Origin of the sequence: Polaribacter sargassicola, from assembly GCF_021991835.1 — a bacterium.
GTDB classification, from domain to species: Bacteria; Bacteroidota; Bacteroidia; order Flavobacteriales; family Flavobacteriaceae; genus Polaribacter; species Polaribacter sargassicola.
Genome location: NZ_JAHDAU010000002.1, coordinates 138,830 through 155,229, shown reverse-complemented (window position 1 = coordinate 155,229; position 16,400 = coordinate 138,830). Strand labels below are relative to the sequence as shown.

The window sequence follows — 16,400 nt, the reverse complement described above, 5'->3', positions numbered from 1 at the left end:
TAATGTTGTTTAAGTAAATCTTAAATATAACAAATTTGGTTAGCCGTAAAGCTAACCAAATGTGTTTAAAAACAGAAATATAATAGAGTTTTGTTTTAGAAGTTTGGTTTTAATTGATATTTATCGTAAAAGTTGTTTAAGTGTTCTACAGCTTCTTGTGCAGTATCTACAACTCTAAATAAATTTAAGTCTTTTTCGCTAATATTACCTTCTTCTAAAAGAGTGTTTTTAATCCAATCTAGTAAACCTCCCCAAAATTTAGAACCAACTAAAACAATTGGAAAACGACCTATTTTATTAGTTTGGATTAATGTGATAGCTTCAAAAAGTTCATCCATTGTGCCAAAACCACCAGGCATTACAACAAAACCTTGCGAATATTTTACAAACATTACTTTTCTAACAAAAAAGTAATCGAAGTCTAAGCTTTTACCTTGATCTATCCACGGATTATCATGCTGCTCAAAAGGTAGTTCTATATTTAAACCAACAGAAGTTCCTTTTCCTCTATGTGCACCTTTATTACCAGCTTCCATAATACCAGGTCCTCCACCAGTAATAACACCATAACCATGTTGTGTTAGCTCAAAAGCAACTTCTTCTGCTAATTTATAATAAGGATGATCTGGTTTTGTACGAGCAGAGCCAAAAATAGATACACACGGACCTATTTTACTTAATTTTTCGTAACCATCTACAAACTCTGCCATAATTTTAAAAATAGCCCAAGAGTCGTTAGTTTTTATTTCATTCCAAGTTTTTGTTTTTAATTTTTCTTTAATTTTTCTATCCTCAGTTGTCATCATCTATGTTTTTTTAAAGTTATTTTTCTTTTTTTTTGAAAAAAAGAAATGCTTGCTAAATTAATTCTTTTTTCAAAAACTTAGCAGTATAACTTGTTTTATGTTTTGCCACTTCTTCGGGTGTTCCTGTACAAAGTATTTTACCACCTTCTTTTCCGCCTTCCATACCAACATCAATAATATAATCTGCTAACTTTATAACATCTAAATTATGTTCTATTATTAAAACAGTATTTCCTTTATTGGCAAGTTTGTTTAAAACTTCCATTAAAACTCTAATGTCTTCAAAATGAAGCCCTGTTGTAGGCTCGTCTAAAATGTAAAAAGTGTTACCAGTGTCTCTTTTAGAAAGTTCAGATGCTAATTTTATCCTTTGTGCTTCTCCACCAGAAAGAGTTGTAGATTGCTGACCAAGTGTTATGTAGCCTAAACCTACATCTTTTATGGTTTTTAATTTTCTGTGTATTTTAGGTATGTTTTCAAAGAAACTTGTTGCATCTTCAATTGTCATATCTAAAACATCAGAAATAGATTTTCCTTTATAACGTATTTCTAGAGTTTCTCTGTTAAAACGTTTTCCTTGGCAAGTTTCGCACTCTACTTGCACATCTGGTAAAAAGTTCATTTCAATCACTTTTACACCGCCACCTTGGCAAGTTTCGCATCTACCGCCTTTAACATTAAAAGAAAAACGTCCTGGTTTATAACCTCTAATTAAAGCTTCTGGGGTTTTTGCAAATAAACTTCTAATTTCAGAAAAAGTACCTGTATAAGTTGCAGGATTAGAACGTGGAGTTCTACCAATAGGAGATTGATCAATATCTATAACTTTGTCAATATGCTCTAAACCTTCAATTTTTTTATAAGGCATCGGTTTTTTTACACCTCTATATATATGTACATTTAAAATAGGGTATAAGGTTTCGTTTATTAAGGTTGATTTTCCGCTACCAGAAACTCCGGTAACACAAATCATTTTACCTAAAGGAAAATCAACAGAAACATTTTTTAGATTATTACCTGTAGCGCCTTTTAGTTTGATAAAATTACCGTTTCCTTCTCTTCGTTTTTTAGGAACAGTAATTTCTTTTCTTCCGGTTAAATAATCAGATGTTAGTGTTTTGTGCTTTTTAATTTCTTTAAAAGTACCAGAAGAAACAATTTCTCCACCATGTCTTCCTGCTCCAGGACCAATGTCAAAAATAAAATCAGCTTGCTCCATCATATCTTTGTCATGTTCTACAACTAAAACAGAATTACCAATATCTCTAAGTTTTACCAAAGAGTTTATTAATTTTTCGTTGTCTCTTTGATGTAAACCAATGCTTGGTTCATCTAAAATATAAAGAACACCTACTAATTGAGATCCTATTTGAGTGGCTAAACGAATTCTCTGTGCTTCTCCTCCAGAAAGAGATTTAGAGGTTCTGTCTAGCGCTAAATAATCTAAACCAACGTCTAATAAAAACTGAATACGAGTTCTTATTTCTTTTAATATTTCTGATGCAATGGTTAATTGTTTTTCTGATAATTTTTCTTCAATATTTTGAAACCATTTAGCTAACTCAGTAACGTCCATTTGCGCTAAATCGCTAATGTTTTTATCAGTAATTTTAAAATGAAGTGCTTCTTTTTTTAATCGTTTTCCTTTACAAGTAGGACAAGAAACTTCATCCATAAAATCTTTAGCCCAACGTTTTATAGAGGTGCTTTCTGCATTTTTATATTGATTTTCTATGAAAGAAATAATTCCTTCAAAGTCAATTTTGTAATTTCTTGTTACTCCAGCTACTTTAGATTTAATTTCAAAAGATTCGTTACCTCCATTTAAAATAACATCTAATGCATCTTTAGGAATATCTTTTATTGCATCGGTTAGTTTAAATTGATAACGTTCTGCAATATTTTGTAATTGTTTAAATATCCAACTATTTTTTTGTTCACCTAAAGGTGATATTCCTCCGTTTTTAATTGAAATAGAATTGTCTGGAATTATCTTTTTAAGATTTATTTCATCTGTAATACCTAAACCATTACATTTATCACAAGCACCTTTTGGCGAGTTAAAAGAAAAAGTATTTGGTTCTGGATTTGGGTATGCAATGCCAGATGTTGGGCACATCAGCTCTCTACTAAAATAACGAGGATTGTTATCTTCAATATCAATAACCATCATTATATTATTACCAGAATATAAGGCTGTTTTAATAGTTTCCTCTAAACGTTTTTCTATAGAACCGTTTATTTTTAATCGATCAATAACTACTTCAATATCGTGCGTTTTGTATCTGTCTAAACGCATTCCTTTTTCTATTTCTCTAATTTCTCCATCAACACGTACTCTAACAAAGCCTTGTTTAGAAATTTGCTCAAAAAGCTCACGATAATGACCTTTTCTAGATTTAATTAAAGGTGCTAAAACAGCTACTTTTTTATTATTAAAGTCTTTTAAAATTAGTTGTTTTATTTGTTCATCAGAATAACTGACCATTTTTTCGCCAGAATTATAAGAATAGGCATCTGCAGCTCTGGCAAACAATAGTCTTAAAAAATCATAAATTTCTGTAATAGTTCCAACAGTAGAACGAGGACTTTTGTTGGTTGTTTTTTGTTCTATTGAAATAACAGGAGATAAACCATCAATTTTATCAACATCTGGTCTTTCTAATCCTCCTAAAAACTGTCTTGCATACGCAGAAAAAGTTTCTATATAACGTCTTTGGCCTTCTGCATAAATAGTATCAAAAGCTAAAGATGATTTTCCACTACCGCTTAAACCAGTAATTACAACTAGTTTATCGCGAGGGATTTTTACATCAATATTTTTTAAATTATGAGCCCTTGCTCCGTAAACCTCAATATATTCTTGATCTTTCAAATGCCGAGTTTTTTAGAAAAAAGCAAAGTTAAAGAAACCAATTTTAATTTAATTGGTCTATGGTAATCAAATCATAAAATAGTATATTGCATTAATATATTTTTTAGAAAAGTGATAAATAGTATTCGGTATTTTTTTGAAAGAAATGGTTTTCATGTATCTTCTAGATTAGCAGATAGAATAGGTATGAGAGCAACAAATGTGCGTTTGTTTTTTATTTACATAACTTTTGTAACGGTAGGTTTGTGGTTTGGTTTTTATTTAACTTTGGCTTTTTTGTTAAAACTAAAAGACATGCTTTATACCAAAAGAAGCTCTGTTTTTGATTTGTAATATATGAAAGTAAAAGTATTAGATTCTAGAATAAATAAGACCTTGTTTCTGGTAGTTTTAATAATATCTGTAGGAACTTTAGGTTACATTCTATTATCTGGTTATACTTTTATTGATGCATTTTATCAAACAGTTATAACAATTACTACGGTTGGTTTTGGAGAAGTGCAACCATTTACTCCTGCAGAAAAAATTTTTACTATATTTTTAATTTTAACCAGTATTTCCATTTTTGGATATGCAGTTTCTTCGTTTTCAGAATATCTGGTTAGTGGTAAATTATTTGAACATTTTAAACAAAGAAAAGTGGAAAAGCAAATAGCAAATTTAAAAGGGCATACCATTGTTTGTGGTTATGGAAGAAATGGAAAACAGGCAATTTTAAAGTTGAAAAATTATAATAAAGATTTTGTTGTTGTAGAAAAAAGCAAAGAAATGTCTGAATTAATAGATTCTGAAGGTCTTTTAAATATTAATGGAGATGCAACTTTAGATGAAACCTTATTAAGTGCAGGTATAGATAAAGCCGCTTTTTTAATAACAGCATTACCATCTGATGCAAACAACCTATTTGTAGTTTTAACAGCAAATCAATTAAATAAAAATTGTAAAATTATAAGTAGAGCATCTAATGAAACCTCTTATAGTAAATTAAAATTTGCAGGTGCAAGTAATGTAATTATGCCAGATAAACTTGGTGGAGATCACATGGCGTCTTTAGTTACAACACCAGATGTAATAGAATTTGTAGATAGATTAACTATAGAAGGAGAAACTACAGCTAATTTAGAAGAAATTTACGTAAACGATTTGCCAGAAAAATATATAGACAGAACCATATTAGATTTAGACTTAAGAAAACAAACAGGTTGTACAGTAATAGGCTATAGAGGGCCAGATAAAAATTATATTATCAATCCAGAGTCTGATTGTAAATTAATAAAAGGGTCTTATTTAATAGTATTAGGTAGGCCAAATCAAATAATGAAATTAAGAGAATTATTTTAGAATGATAAAAGTTGTTATTACGGGTAGTAACGGATTGTTAGGGCAATCTTTATTGAATCTATTATTAAAAGAGAAAGATAAATATAAAGTTTATGGTTTTTCTAGAGGGATTAATAGAAGTGGAAAAGAAGATTTTAATTATGTTTCTATCGATATTACAAAAGAAAACGATTTAAAAGAAAACTTATTTAACATTAAGCCAGACTTTATAATAAATACGGCTGCAATGACGCAAGTAGACGATTGTGAAACAAACAAAGAAGCTTGCGATTTATTAAATGTAACAGTTGTAAAATGGTTGGCAGAGGTTTCTAAAGAGATAAATGCGCAACTAATCCATATTTCAACAGATTTTATTTTTGATGGTAAAAAAGGTTATTATAAAGAAACTGATGAAGCAAACCCTTTAAGTTATTATGGATTGTCTAAATTGAGATCAGAAGAAGTGTTGGTTAAAACAGAAATAGATTATACAATTTTAAGAACCATTTTGGTTTACGGTAAAGTGTTTGATATGTCTCGTAATAATATTGTTTTATGGGTTAGGAGTATGCTTGCCGAAGCAAAAGAAATTACAATTGTTAATGATCAATATAGAATGCCTACTTATGTAGAAGATTTAGCGATGGCTTGCAAAATTTCTATGGATAAAAAAGCAACAGGGATTTACAATATTTCATCAAATACTTTATTAAGTATTTATGAAATTGCACAACAAATTGCAGAGGTTTTTAAATTAGATAAAAGTTTAATCAAACCAATATCTACAACAACTTTAAACCAAAGAGCTTCAAGACCACCAAAAACAGGTTTTGATTTATCTAAAACCAATAAAAAATTAGAATTTTATCCAAAGTCATTTAAAGAAGATTTATACAGATTTAAAGAAACCTTAATATAAAATTTACTTTTAACGCGTAAAAGTTGTAGAAAAAGCATTTTTTTAGCATCTTGCAGGCTACTAATTGAAAAACTAACAATACAATTATTATGAAGAAAAGACTTCTTTCAATGTTGCTTTTAGCAGCGCCAATATTAACATTTGCCCAAGAAAAAGGGTTAGATCAACAAATAGATGAAGCATTTGGTAATGCTACAGGTTGGTTTGTAAACTTTATATTTTACCAAATTCCTTTTTCAGATACAGTTAGTATATATTGGGTATTATTCCCGCTAATTTTAGGAGCTACTTATTTTACATTTTATTTCAATTTTATCAACTTTAAAGGTTTTTTTACATCTATTAATATTGTTAGAGGTAAATATGATAGTTTAGAGGATAGAGAAGATCATAAAGTAGAAATTTCTAAATCTAAGTTTACTGATGAAGAAGATAATCCAGATACTATAAGAGTAGAAGGTCATAGTGGAGAGGTTTCACATTTTCAAGCTTTAACAGCAGCTTTGTCTGCAACAGTAGGTTTGGGAAATATTGCTGGGGTTGCTATTGCAGTTTCAATTGGTGGAGCAGGAGCTACTTTTTGGATGATTATTGCAGGTTTTTTAGGAATGGCTTCTAAGTTTGTTGAATGTACTTTAGGTGTAAAGTATAGAGATATTGAAGCAGACGGAACTGTTTATGGAGGACCAATGTATTATTTAACCAAAGGTTTAAAAAATAAGACACTTGGAAAAATTTTAGCAGGAGCTTTTGCAATTTTTGTAATTGGAGGATCTTTTGGAGGTGGAAACATGTTTCAAGTAAATCAAGCTTTTCAATTAGTGCAAAATATTACAGGTGGTTCAGAATCTGTATTAGCAGGTAAAGGTTGGTTATTTGGTTTAATTATGTCTATACTTGTTGGTATTGTAATTATAGGTGGTATTAAAAAGATTGCTAAAGTAACAGATAAAATTGTTCCTTTTATGGTAGCAATTTATGTAGGTGCTGCTTTATTTGTAATTTTTGCTAATTTTAATATGATTGGTGATGCTTTTGGTCAAATATTCTCAGGAGCATTTAGTCCAGAAGGAATTGCTGGTGGTGCTGTAGGGGTGTTAGTACAAGGTTTTAGAAGAGCAGCTTTCTCTAACGAAGCTGGTATTGGTTCTGCATCTATTGCGCATTCTGCAGTAAAAACAAAATATGCAGCAAGTGAAGGTATGGTTGCGTTATTAGAGCCTTTTATTGATACAGTTGTAGTTTGTACAATGACGGCCTTAGTTTTAATTATCACTGGTAATGTGGCAGCAGAAAATGCTTCTTTAAATGATGCACAAGCAATTTTATTAACTTCTGGTGCATTTGAGTCTGCAATTTCTTGGTTTCCGTATGTGTTAACAGTTGCGGTTGTTTTATTTGCCTTTAGTTCTATGATATCTTGGTCTTACTACGGTTTTCAAGGTTGGGTGTATCTATTTGGTAGATCTAAAAAAATGGAATATACTTATAAAGTTATTTTTTGTGTATTTGTTGTAATTGGTGCAGCAGCAAGTTTAGGCTCTGTAATTGGTTTCTCTGATGCAATGGTATTTGCAATGATGGTTCCAAATATGGTAGGTTTAGTTATTTTAGCTCCTAAAGTAAAAGAAGAATTAAAAAAATATATGAGTGCTATTAAAAGTAGTCAGGCATAAAAAATAATATAATGAAAATATTAAAATCCCATTTCTGGTATAACAAAAGCCAAAGAAATGGGATTTTTTTATTGGTGTCTATAATTATATTATTTCAAGGCTTTATTTTTTTTGATGTTTTTAATGGAGAAATTATAGAAGAAACAAGTGATACAGAAGTATTGTTTTTACAAAAACAAATAGATAGTTTAAGAGGGGTAGAAATTTATAATAGAAAGCCAAAAATTTACCCTTTCAATCCTAATTATATTACAGATTATAAAGGAGAACAGCTAGGGATGTCTTTAGATGAAATTGATAGATTGTTGTCTTTTAGAAAAACAAATAAATTTGTAAACTCAAAAGAAGAATTTCAAAAAATTACTAAAGTTTCAGATTCATTATTAAATCAAATATCTCCTTATTTTAAATTTCCAGATTGGGTGTTAGAGAAAAACTCAAAAAATAAAAATGTCTCTAATAAATTTACGTCTAAGGATAAAATCAATAAAAATAAAATAGTTTTATCAACGACAGATATAAATGAAGCAACAATAGAAGATTTAATGACTATCAACGGAATTGGTTTAGTTTTTTCTAAAAGAATTATTAAGTATCGTTCTAAATTACAAGGATTTTCTTTTAAAGAGCAACTTTTAGAAGTTTGGGGACTAGATAAAGAAGTGGCAGATAAATTATGGGAAGTTTTTAGTATCACAAAAAAGCCTAACATAAAAAAAATGAATGTAAATACTATGGAATTCAAAGAATTATTGAAAAATCCATATGTAGATTATGAGTTATGTAAAAAGATTTTTAATTACAGAGACGAAGTAGCAGAACTGCAAAATATATCAGAATTAAAAAACATCAAGGATTTTCCTTTGGATTTGTATGATAGAATAACCTTATATTTGCAGGCTAAATAAACAAATAAATTTCTAGCCTAATGAACAGTATGTATTTTACTGAAGAACACGATAATTTTCGTGCTAGTTTCAAAGAATTTTTACAGAAAGAAGTAGTTCCTCATATAGACACCTGGGAAAAAACAGGAACTATAGAACGATTCATTTGGAAAAAATTTGGAGAAATGGGATATTTTGGCTTATCCACTCCAGAAGAATATGGAGGTCTTGATCTAGATTTGTTTTATACGGTTGTTTTTCTTGAAGAAATGCAAAAAATAAATTCTTGCGGATTTGCAGCAGCTATGTGGGCGCATGAATATTTAGCAATGACTCATTTAAATAAAGAAGGTAATCATTTACAAAAGAAAAAATATTTAGAGCCAAGTGTAAATGGAGACTTAATAGGTTGCTTATGTATTACAGAGCCTTTTGGAGGTTCTGATGTTGCAGGAATGAGGTCTACTGCTGTAAAAACAGGAGATAAATATATATTAAATGGATCTAAAACATTTATTACAAATGGTGTGTATTCGGATTATTTAATAGTAGCGGCCAAAACAAATCCATCAGATAAATATAAAGGAATCAGTATTTTTATTGTTGATAGAAAATCAAAAGGTGTTTCTGCTACAAAATTAAATAAATTAGGATGGAAAGCATCTGATACAGGTGAGATAGCGTTCGATAATGTAGAAATACCAGCAGAAAACTTGTTGGGTGAAGAAGGAAAAGGTTTTCCTTATATAATGCAGCATTTTGCTTTAGAAAGATTATTAATGGGAGTAAATGCTCATGCCAGAGCAGAATATGCATTAGATTATGCTATTAAATATATGGAAGAAAGAGTTGCTTTTGGTAAATCTTTAGATAAATTTCAGGCATTAAGGCATAAAATAGCAGAAATGGCTAGTAGAGTAGATATGTGTAGAGAATATAATTATTCAATTACTAGAAGGTTAGACGGAGGTCAGTACGTAGTAAAAGAGGCAAGCATGTCTAAATTGCTTTCTACTAAAATGGCAGATGAGGTTATTTATGATGCGCTACAGCTTTTAGGAGGTTATGGTTATATGGAAGAATATCCAATGGCGCGTTTGTTAAGAGATAGTAGATTAGGTCCTATTGGTGGAGGAACATCAGAAATTTTAAAAGAAATTATAGCTAAAATGGTTATAGATGGTAAAGAATACAAACCGTCAACATAGTTTTTTTGATTTCTTTTAAAAAGTATATTTAATTAATTATTCTTTTAGCTTAATGCAGATTAGAAGATAATAAATATTGTACTTCTATATTAAAGTTGATAAATAATATTTAGAATATGTTGTTTAACATATTTATTCATTTAAAAGAATTATTTATTTTTTATAAAATACTAATTGTCAATTAATAATTTATAAGTATCTTTGCAGTCCGAAAAATAAAACCAATAGTTTAGTAAACTATTCAAAATATATAAAGAGACTATGAAGGGAGGTGCCAACTTATGTTAATTATACCTGTAAAAGAGGGAGAAAATATCGATAGAGCGTTAAAACGTTATAAGAGAAAATTTGATCGTACTAAAACGATGAAAAACTTACGTGCTAGAAAGAATTTCACGAAACCTTCAGTAGCTAATAGAGCTCAAAGAATTAAAGCTTCTTACGTTCAGAAATTAAGAACACAAGAAGAAGTAGGTTAGAAATAACTTCAATTAAATTATAAAACTCGTATTGAATATTCAATACGAGTTTTTTTGTCGCTATTATTTTGTAGTTTTACTTAAATAAATTTTACATTTTGATTACATCTTTTTTAGAATATCTATCATTAGAAAAAAAATATTCTGTCCATACTGTAACGGCTTATAAAAATGATTTAATCTCATTTAGAGATTATTTAGTTACAGAATTAGAGCAAGAAAGTTTAGTAGATGTAAACTACAATCAGATAAGAGGTTGGATTGTTTATTTAGTAAATTTAAACTTATCAAATAGATCGATTAATAGAAAGGTAAGTTCTTTAAAGTCTTTTTATAAATTTTTACAAAAAACGCATCAAATTAAAGTAAGTCCGTTAGCAAAGCATAGAGCGTTAAAAACAGAAAAAAAGATTCAGGTTCCTTTTACATCAAAAGAAGTAGATAAGGTTATCGAAGAAATTGGCTTAAAAGATGATTTTGTGTCAGTTCGTAATAAATTGATTGTAGAGTTATTTTATTCAACAGGAATTAGAAGAATAGAGTTAATAAATATAAGAGAGATTGATGTAGATGTTTCTGAAAAAAAAATTAAAGTCTTAGGAAAAAGAAATAAAGAGCGGTTTGTGCCGTTACTTAATTCTGTAACAGAAACTTTAATACATTATTTACGTCTAAAAAAAGATATTAAAAAAGATTCAGACAACCTTTTTGTAACAGAAAAAGGAAATAAAATATATGAAACTCTTGTTTACAGAGTTATAAATTCTTACTTTAGTAAAGTCTCTTCAAAAGAAAAGAAAAGTCCACATATTTTAAGACATTCTTTTGCAACTCATTTGCTAAATGAAGGGGCAAGCTTAAATTCAGTTAAAGAGTTGTTAGGGCATTCTTCTTTAGCTTCAACTCAAGTCTATACAAATAATAGTCTTGATGCGATAAAAAAAGTGTATAACAAAGCTCACCCTAGGAGCAGTAAAAAGAATAACATATGAAAGTATACGTTCAATCAGTTAATTTTAATGCAGATAAAGAGTTAATTAAGTTTACAGAGGAGAAAGTTGAAACATTAACAAAGTTTCATGATAAGATTGTAGATGCAGAAGTTTTTTTAAAAGTTCAAAAAACGAGTGATAAAGAAAATAAAATTACAGAAGTTAAGATAAATATCCCTGGAAGCGAATTAATTGTCAAAAGAGAAACAAAAACCTTTGAAGAGGGCGTAAACTCTGCGGTTGATAACTTAAAAAGACAGCTTAAAAGGTCTAAAGAAAAGCTTAGAGATTCTTTGATTTCATAAAAATGAAAAAAAAATAAAAAAAATATTAAAAAAGTTTTTGATAATTGAAAAAACTTTATACATTTGCAATCCGTTAGAAATAGCGGGTTGTTTTTTTAAACAAAAGCCGATGTAGCTCAGCTGGCTAGAGCAGCTGATTTGTAATCAGCAGGTCGTGGGTTCGAGTCCCTCCATCGGCTCAAGAATAAAAAAGTTCATTAAAATAGTAAATTTATCGGGGAGATACTCAAGCGGCCAACGAGGACGGACTGTAACTCCGTTGACTATGTCTTCGCAGGTTCGAATCCTGCTCTCCCCACAAATTTACATATTGCGAAAGTAGCTCAGTTGGTAGAGCGTCAGCCTTCCAAGCTGAATGTCGCCGGTTCGAACCCGGTCTTTCGCTCTAAATTGCCAACAAGCCGGTGTAGCTCAGTTGGTAGAGCGCATCCTTGGTAGGGATGAGGTCGTGAGTTCAAGTCTCATCGCTGGCTCATTTATAATTGTTATTAGACACTAAATATATTTAAACTAAGAATTAAAATTAATAATCATGGCAAAGGGAACTTTTGACCGTTCGAAACCACACTTAAACATTGGTACTATCGGACACGTAGATCACGGTAAAACAACTTTAACTGCTGCTATTACGAAAGTTTTAGCTGATGCAGGATTATCGGAAGCAAAAGATTTTGATCAAATCGATAACGCTCCAGAAGAAAAAGAAAGAGGTATTACAATTAATACATCTCACGTAGAGTATCAAACTGCTAAACGTCACTATGCTCACGTAGACTGTCCAGGTCACGCGGATTATGTGAAGAACATGGTAACTGGTGCTGCTCAAATGGATGGTGCAATTTTAGTTGTTGCTGCTACAGATGGTCCTATGCCTCAAACTAGAGAGCATATCTTATTAGGTCGTCAGGTAGGTATTCCTCGTATCGTTGTTTTCTTAAACAAAGTTGATATGGTTGATGATGAAGAGCTTTTAGAGTTAGTTGATATGGAGGTTAGAGAATTATTATCTTTTTATGATTATGATGGAGATAATGGTCCTGTTGTTTCTGGTTCAGCTTTAGGAGCACTTAACGGTGAGCAAAAATGGGTTGATACTGTAATGGAATTAATGGATGCTTGTGATGCGTGGATTGAGGAGCCATTAAGAGAAGTTGATAAAGATTTCTTAATGCCAGTTGAGGATGTATTTTCTATTACTGGTCGTGGAACTGTAGCTACAGGTCGTATTGAAACTGGTATTGCTAACACTGGGGATGTTGTAGATATTATTGGTATGGGAGCAGAAAAAATGTCTTCTACTATTACAGGGATTGAAATGTTCCGTCAAATCTTAGATAGAGGTGAGGCAGGAGATAACGCAGGTATCTTATTAAGAGGTATTGCAAAAGAAGATATTAAAAGAGGTATGGTAATCTGTAAGCCAGGTTCTGTAACTCCTCACGCTAAGTTTAAAGCAGAGGTTTATGTTCTTAAAAAAGAAGAAGGTGGACGTCACACTCCATTCCATAATAATTACCGTCCACAGTTCTATGTAAGAACTACGGATGTAACAGGTACTATTAACTTACCAGAAGGTATTGAAATGGTAATGCCTGGAGATAACTTAACAATTACTGTAGACTTAATTCAGCCAATCGCTTTAAATGTTGGTTTACGTTTCGCTATCCGTGAAGGAGGTAGAACTGTAGGAGCAGGTCAGGTAACAGAATTATTAGATTAATCTTAAGGATTAGTTTGTTAATTTTATAAATTATAAGGGTGTTTCGTTTTTAACGGAACGCCTTTATCAATGAAAAAAGAAACGGGCGTAGTTCAGCGGTAGAGCACTGGTTTCCAAAACCAGCTGTCGGGAGTTCGAATCTCTCCGCCCGTGCAAAAATATATAAGTAATATGAACTTTATACAATATATTAAAGACTCTTTTGAAGAATTAAGTAACCACATGACGTGGATTTCTAAAGAAGAAGCTCAAAAATCAACTGTAACTGTAGCTGTTTTTACAATTTTATTTGCATTAGCTGTTGCTGGTATAGATTATGTTTTTCAGACAGGGTTAGATAACTTTTTTAAATTATTTTAAAAAGCAAAATAAATTATGGCTGATTCAGTGATGAAATGGTATGTTGTAAGAGCCATTGGTGGGCAAGAAAATAAAGTTAAAGCTTATATAGAAACAGAAATTTCTAGAGTAGGGTTGTCAGATTATGTAAGTCAAGTTATAGTACCTACAGAAAAAGTAATTCAAATTAGAAACGGAAAAAAAGTTAATAGAGAGAGAGTTTACTTTCCAGGTTATATAATGGTTGAGGCTAACCTTTCAGGAGAAGTGCCTCACGTTATTAAAGGTATTACAGGTGTTATAGGTTTTTTAGGGGAGACTAAAGGTGGTGAGCCTGTTCCTATGAGAAAATCAGAAGTAAACAGAATGTTAGGTAAGGTTGATGAGCTTTCTGTTCAAGAAGAAAATATAGCAATCCCTTTTAATATAGGAGAGACTGTAAAAGTAGTAGATGGTCCATTCAACGGATTTGATGGTATTATTGAAAAAGTAAATGAAGAAAGGCGTAAACTTGAGGTAATGGTAAAGATTTTCGGAAGAAAAACACCATTAGAATTAAGTTATATGCAAGTAGAAAAGATATAATTGTTACACAAATATATATACCAATTTGTTTTAAGCTTCCAAATTAAAGCAAATTATTAAACATTTTTAAAATGGCAAAAGAAGTTAGTAAAGTAGTTAAATTACAAGTAAAGGGAGGCGCAGCGAATCCATCGCCGCCGGTTGGACCTGCTTTAGGAGCTGCTGGTGTTAACATTATGGAGTTTTGTAAACAGTTTAATGCGAGAACGCAAGACAAACAAGGTAAAGTATTACCTGTTGTTATAACTGTTTTTAAAGACAAATCGTTTGATTTTGTTGTAAAAACTCCTCCTGCAGCAGTTCAGTTACTAGAAGCAGCCAAGATTAAAAAGGGTTCAGGAGAACCAAACAGAAAGAAAGTAGCATCGGTTACTTGGGATCAAATTAAAGTTATTGCAGAAGACAAAATGGCAGATTTAAATGCTTTTGAAATTTCTTCAGCAATGCGTATGATTGCAGGTACAGCTCGTTCTATGGGATTAACAGTAAAAGGTGATGCACCAGCATAAACTTTATAAAAAGTAGTAAAATGGCAAAATTAACAAAAAAGCAAAAAGAAGCTCATGCAAAATTAGATCGTTCTAAATTTTACGATTTAGCAGCAGCTTCATCGCTAGTCAAAGACATTACTAATGTAAAGTTTGATGCATCAGTAGACATAGCAATACGTTTAGGAGTAGATCCTCGTAAAGCTAATCAAATGGTTCGTGGGGTTGTAACATTACCACACGGAACAGGTAAAGATGTAAAAGTTTTAGCATTAGTAACTCCAGATAAGGAAGCAGAAGCAAAAGAAGCAGGTGCAGATTATGTAGGATTAGATGAGTACCTTCAAAAAATTAAAGGAGGTTGGACAGATGTAGATGTAATTATTACTATGCCAAGTGTTATGGGTAAATTAGGTCCTTTAGGAAGAATTTTAGGTCCTAGAGGTTTAATGCCAAACCCAAAAACAGGTACAGTAACAATGGATATTGCAAAAGCTGTTGCAGATGTAAAAGCTGGTAAAATCGATTTTAAAGTAGATAAAACAGGTATCGTTCATGCTGCAATCGGAAAAGTATCTTTTGATGCTAAGAAAATTGAAGAAAATGCAAACGAGTTAATACAAACTATTATTAAATTGAAACCAACAACGGCAAAAGGAACGTATGTAAAAAGCGTTTTTATGTCTAGTACAATGAGTCCTAGTATTGCTGTTGATGTAAAAGCTGTTTAATACGTTAAAACTTATAATTATGACTAGAGAAGAGAAATCACAAGTAATAGAAGATTTAACAGCAGTATTAGCAGATACAAATACAGTGTATTTAGCAGATATTTCTGGATTAGATGCACAAACAACTTCTAATTTACGTAGAGCTTGTTTTAAAGCAGGTGTACAGTTATCAGTTGTTAAAAATACTTTACTTGCAAAAGCAATGGAGGCTTCAGACAAAGAGTTTGGAGACTTACCAACAGTATTAAAAGGTAATACTTCTATGATGATTTCTGAAGCGGCTAACGCTCCAGCAAAATTAATCAAAGAATTCAGAAAGAAAACTAAAAATAAACCTCTTTTAAAAGGTGCATTTGCAGAAGAATCTGTTTACATCGGAGATGAACAATTAGATGCTTTAGTAGATATTAAATCTAGAGAAGAGTTAATTGGAGAAATCATTGGATTATTACAATCACCAGCTAAAAATGTTATTTCAGCATTACAATCAGGTGGTCAAACACTTTCAGGTATTATTAAAACTTTATCTGAAAAATAATTTCGCGCACAAATAAACTATAATAAAAAATTAAAAAAACAATTAAAATGGCAGAATTAAAAGATTTCGCAGAGCAATTAGTTAACTTAACTGTAAAAGAGGTTAATGAATTAGCTACTATTTTAAAAGAAGAGTACGGTATTGAGCCAGCAGCAGCGGCAGTAGCAGTAGCAGGTCCTGCAGCAGGAGGAGATGATGCAGCAGACGAGCAAACTGAGTTTGACGTTATATTAAAAGCAGCTGGAGGTTCTAAATTAGCAGTTGTAAAATTAGTTAAAGAATTAACTGGTTTAGGATTAAAAGAAGCTAAAGGTATCGTAGATAGCGCTCCTGCAGCAGTAAAAGAAGGTATCTCTAAAGATGAGGCTGAAGGTCTTAAAAAATCTTTAGAAGAGGCTGGAGCTGAAGTAGAGCTTAAGTAAGCTACTAATCCCGGATATACTAAGTTATAACGGGAAAACAAATTTAGGTTTAGGTACTAGAAAATTATTTTTCTAGACCTAAACCATTTTGTGTATATATTCGTTCT

18 protein-coding genes and 5 tRNA genes are annotated in these 16,400 nt (G+C 31.0%); 21 read left to right on the top strand and 2 right to left on the bottom strand.

What is annotated here, in order from left to right; translation table 11 throughout:
• Positions 1-95 precede the first annotated feature (95 nt).
• Both KI686_RS04040 and uvrA read right to left on the bottom strand, forming a co-directional pair.
• Entirely contained in the window at positions 96-803 is a 708-nt protein-coding gene (locus tag KI686_RS04040; protein WP_237588327.1) for an LOG family protein, read from the bottom strand.
• Between the two features lie 55 nt (positions 804-858).
• Entirely contained in the window at positions 859-3,681 is a 2,823-nt protein-coding gene (gene uvrA, locus KI686_RS04035) for an excinuclease ABC subunit UvrA (protein ID WP_237587984.1), read from the bottom strand.
• 111 nt (positions 3,682-3,792) lie between these two features.
• Between uvrA and KI686_RS04030 the strand changes: the two genes are divergently transcribed.
• From KI686_RS04030 to rplL, 21 genes are all read left to right on the top strand, one after another.
• A complete protein-coding gene (locus tag KI686_RS04030; RefSeq protein ID WP_237587983.1) occupies positions 3,793-4,014 on the top strand; it encodes a PspC domain-containing protein in 222 nt (73 codons plus the stop codon).
• 3 nt (positions 4,015-4,017) lie between these two features.
• The gene (locus tag KI686_RS04025; protein WP_237587982.1) at positions 4,018-5,022 is read left to right on the top strand and encodes a potassium channel family protein; all 1,005 of its coding nucleotides are present in this window, start codon (positions 4,018-4,020) and stop codon (positions 5,020-5,022) included.
• A gap of 1 nt (position 5,023) precedes the next feature.
• Positions 5,024-5,923 carry an SDR family oxidoreductase gene (locus KI686_RS04020; protein ID WP_237587981.1) on the top strand — a complete coding sequence of 300 codons (900 nt, stop codon included), beginning with the start codon at positions 5,024-5,026 and terminating at the stop codon, positions 5,921-5,923.
• An 89-nt stretch (positions 5,924-6,012) separates the two neighbouring features.
• Positions 6,013-7,599, top strand: coding sequence for an alanine/glycine:cation symporter family protein (locus KI686_RS04015; protein WP_237587980.1), 1,587 nt, complete (start codon positions 6,013-6,015; stop codon positions 7,597-7,599).
• Between the two features lie 11 nt (positions 7,600-7,610).
• Positions 7,611-8,507, top strand: a complete 897-nt coding sequence (locus tag KI686_RS04010) for a helix-hairpin-helix domain-containing protein (RefSeq protein WP_237587979.1) — start codon at positions 7,611-7,613, stop codon at positions 8,505-8,507.
• 20 nt (positions 8,508-8,527) lie between these two features.
• Positions 8,528-9,694: an acyl-CoA dehydrogenase family protein gene (locus KI686_RS04005; RefSeq protein ID WP_237587978.1), complete on the top strand. Its 1,167-nt coding sequence runs from the start codon at positions 8,528-8,530 to the stop codon at positions 9,692-9,694.
• Positions 9,695-9,975: 281 nt separating this feature from the next.
• On the top strand, positions 9,976-10,173 hold the full coding sequence (rpsU, locus tag KI686_RS04000; RefSeq protein ID WP_237587977.1) for a 30S ribosomal protein S21: 198 nt from the start codon (positions 9,976-9,978) through the stop codon (positions 10,171-10,173).
• A gap of 95 nt (positions 10,174-10,268) precedes the next feature.
• On the top strand, positions 10,269-11,165 hold the full coding sequence (locus KI686_RS03995) for a tyrosine-type recombinase/integrase (protein WP_237588326.1): 897 nt from the start codon (positions 10,269-10,271) through the stop codon (positions 11,163-11,165).
• A complete protein-coding gene (hpf, locus tag KI686_RS03990; RefSeq protein WP_237587976.1) occupies positions 11,162-11,470 on the top strand; it encodes a ribosome hibernation-promoting factor, HPF/YfiA family in 309 nt (102 codons plus the stop codon). The genes KI686_RS03995 and hpf overlap by 4 nt, the downstream gene beginning before the upstream one ends.
• A gap of 105 nt (positions 11,471-11,575) precedes the next feature.
• A tRNA-Thr gene (locus tag KI686_RS03985) sits at positions 11,576-11,649 on the top strand.
• 37 nt (positions 11,650-11,686) lie between these two features.
• Positions 11,687-11,768 (top strand) — tRNA-Tyr (locus KI686_RS03980).
• Positions 11,769-11,782: 14 nt separating this feature from the next.
• Positions 11,783-11,855 (top strand) — tRNA-Gly (locus KI686_RS03975).
• A 15-nt stretch (positions 11,856-11,870) separates the two neighbouring features.
• Positions 11,871-11,943 (top strand) — tRNA-Thr (locus KI686_RS03970).
• A gap of 59 nt (positions 11,944-12,002) precedes the next feature.
• The gene (tuf, locus tag KI686_RS03965) at positions 12,003-13,190 is read left to right on the top strand and encodes an elongation factor Tu (protein ID WP_237587975.1); all 1,188 of its coding nucleotides are present in this window, start codon (positions 12,003-12,005) and stop codon (positions 13,188-13,190) included.
• Positions 13,191-13,271: 81 nt separating this feature from the next.
• Positions 13,272-13,343: transfer RNA gene (locus KI686_RS03960), tRNA-Trp, on the top strand.
• Positions 13,344-13,361: 18 nt separating this feature from the next.
• Positions 13,362-13,550 (top strand): preprotein translocase subunit SecE, encoded by a 189-nt coding sequence (gene secE / locus KI686_RS03955; protein ID WP_237587974.1) that lies wholly within the window; start codon positions 13,362-13,364, stop codon positions 13,548-13,550.
• A gap of 15 nt (positions 13,551-13,565) precedes the next feature.
• Positions 13,566-14,114 (top strand): transcription termination/antitermination protein NusG, encoded by a 549-nt coding sequence (nusG, locus tag KI686_RS03950; protein WP_237587973.1) that lies wholly within the window; start codon positions 13,566-13,568, stop codon positions 14,112-14,114.
• Between the two features lie 71 nt (positions 14,115-14,185).
• On the top strand, positions 14,186-14,623 hold the full coding sequence (rplK, locus tag KI686_RS03945) for a 50S ribosomal protein L11 (RefSeq protein WP_237587972.1): 438 nt from the start codon (positions 14,186-14,188) through the stop codon (positions 14,621-14,623).
• A gap of 20 nt (positions 14,624-14,643) precedes the next feature.
• Positions 14,644-15,333, top strand: coding sequence for a 50S ribosomal protein L1 (gene rplA, locus KI686_RS03940; RefSeq protein ID WP_237587971.1), 690 nt, complete (start codon positions 14,644-14,646; stop codon positions 15,331-15,333).
• A 19-nt stretch (positions 15,334-15,352) separates the two neighbouring features.
• On the top strand, positions 15,353-15,871 hold the full coding sequence (gene rplJ / locus KI686_RS03935; protein WP_237587970.1) for a 50S ribosomal protein L10: 519 nt from the start codon (positions 15,353-15,355) through the stop codon (positions 15,869-15,871).
• 47 nt (positions 15,872-15,918) lie between these two features.
• A complete protein-coding gene (gene rplL / locus KI686_RS03930; RefSeq protein WP_237587969.1) occupies positions 15,919-16,293 on the top strand; it encodes a 50S ribosomal protein L7/L12 in 375 nt (124 codons plus the stop codon).
• Positions 16,294-16,400 lie beyond the last annotated feature (107 nt).

Bases quoted from the DNA above. Each gene is read 5' to 3' on its own strand.
- KI686_RS04020 (WP_237587981.1), top strand. From the start codon at position 5,024: ATGATAAAAGTTGTTATTACGGGTAGTAACGGATTGTTAGGGCAATCT.
- KI686_RS04040 (WP_237588327.1), bottom strand. From the start codon at position 803: ATGACAACTGAGGATAGAAAAATTAAAGAAAAATTAAAAACAAAAACT.
- rpsU (WP_237587977.1), top strand. From the start codon at position 9,976: ATGTTAATTATACCTGTAAAAGAGGGAGAAAATATCGATAGAGCGTTA.
- rplL (WP_237587969.1), top strand. From the start codon at position 15,919: ATGGCAGAATTAAAAGATTTCGCAGAGCAATTAGTTAACTTAACTGTA.
- KI686_RS04025 (WP_237587982.1), top strand. From the start codon at position 4,018: ATGAAAGTAAAAGTATTAGATTCTAGAATAAATAAGACCTTGTTTCTG.
- rplJ (WP_237587970.1), top strand. From the start codon at position 15,353: ATGACTAGAGAAGAGAAATCACAAGTAATAGAAGATTTAACAGCAGTA.
- secE (WP_237587974.1), top strand. From the start codon at position 13,362: ATGAACTTTATACAATATATTAAAGACTCTTTTGAAGAATTAAGTAAC.
- nusG (WP_237587973.1), top strand. From the start codon at position 13,566: ATGGCTGATTCAGTGATGAAATGGTATGTTGTAAGAGCCATTGGTGGG.
- KI686_RS04005 (WP_237587978.1), top strand. From the start codon at position 8,528: ATGAACAGTATGTATTTTACTGAAGAACACGATAATTTTCGTGCTAGT.
- tuf (WP_237587975.1), top strand. From the start codon at position 12,003: ATGGCAAAGGGAACTTTTGACCGTTCGAAACCACACTTAAACATTGGT.
- rplK (WP_237587972.1), top strand. From the start codon at position 14,186: ATGGCAAAAGAAGTTAGTAAAGTAGTTAAATTACAAGTAAAGGGAGGC.
- KI686_RS04010 (WP_237587979.1), top strand. From the start codon at position 7,611: ATGAAAATATTAAAATCCCATTTCTGGTATAACAAAAGCCAAAGAAAT.
- rplA (WP_237587971.1), top strand. From the start codon at position 14,644: ATGGCAAAATTAACAAAAAAGCAAAAAGAAGCTCATGCAAAATTAGAT.
- hpf (WP_237587976.1), top strand. From the start codon at position 11,162: ATGAAAGTATACGTTCAATCAGTTAATTTTAATGCAGATAAAGAGTTA.
- KI686_RS04015 (WP_237587980.1), top strand. From the start codon at position 6,013: ATGAAGAAAAGACTTCTTTCAATGTTGCTTTTAGCAGCGCCAATATTA.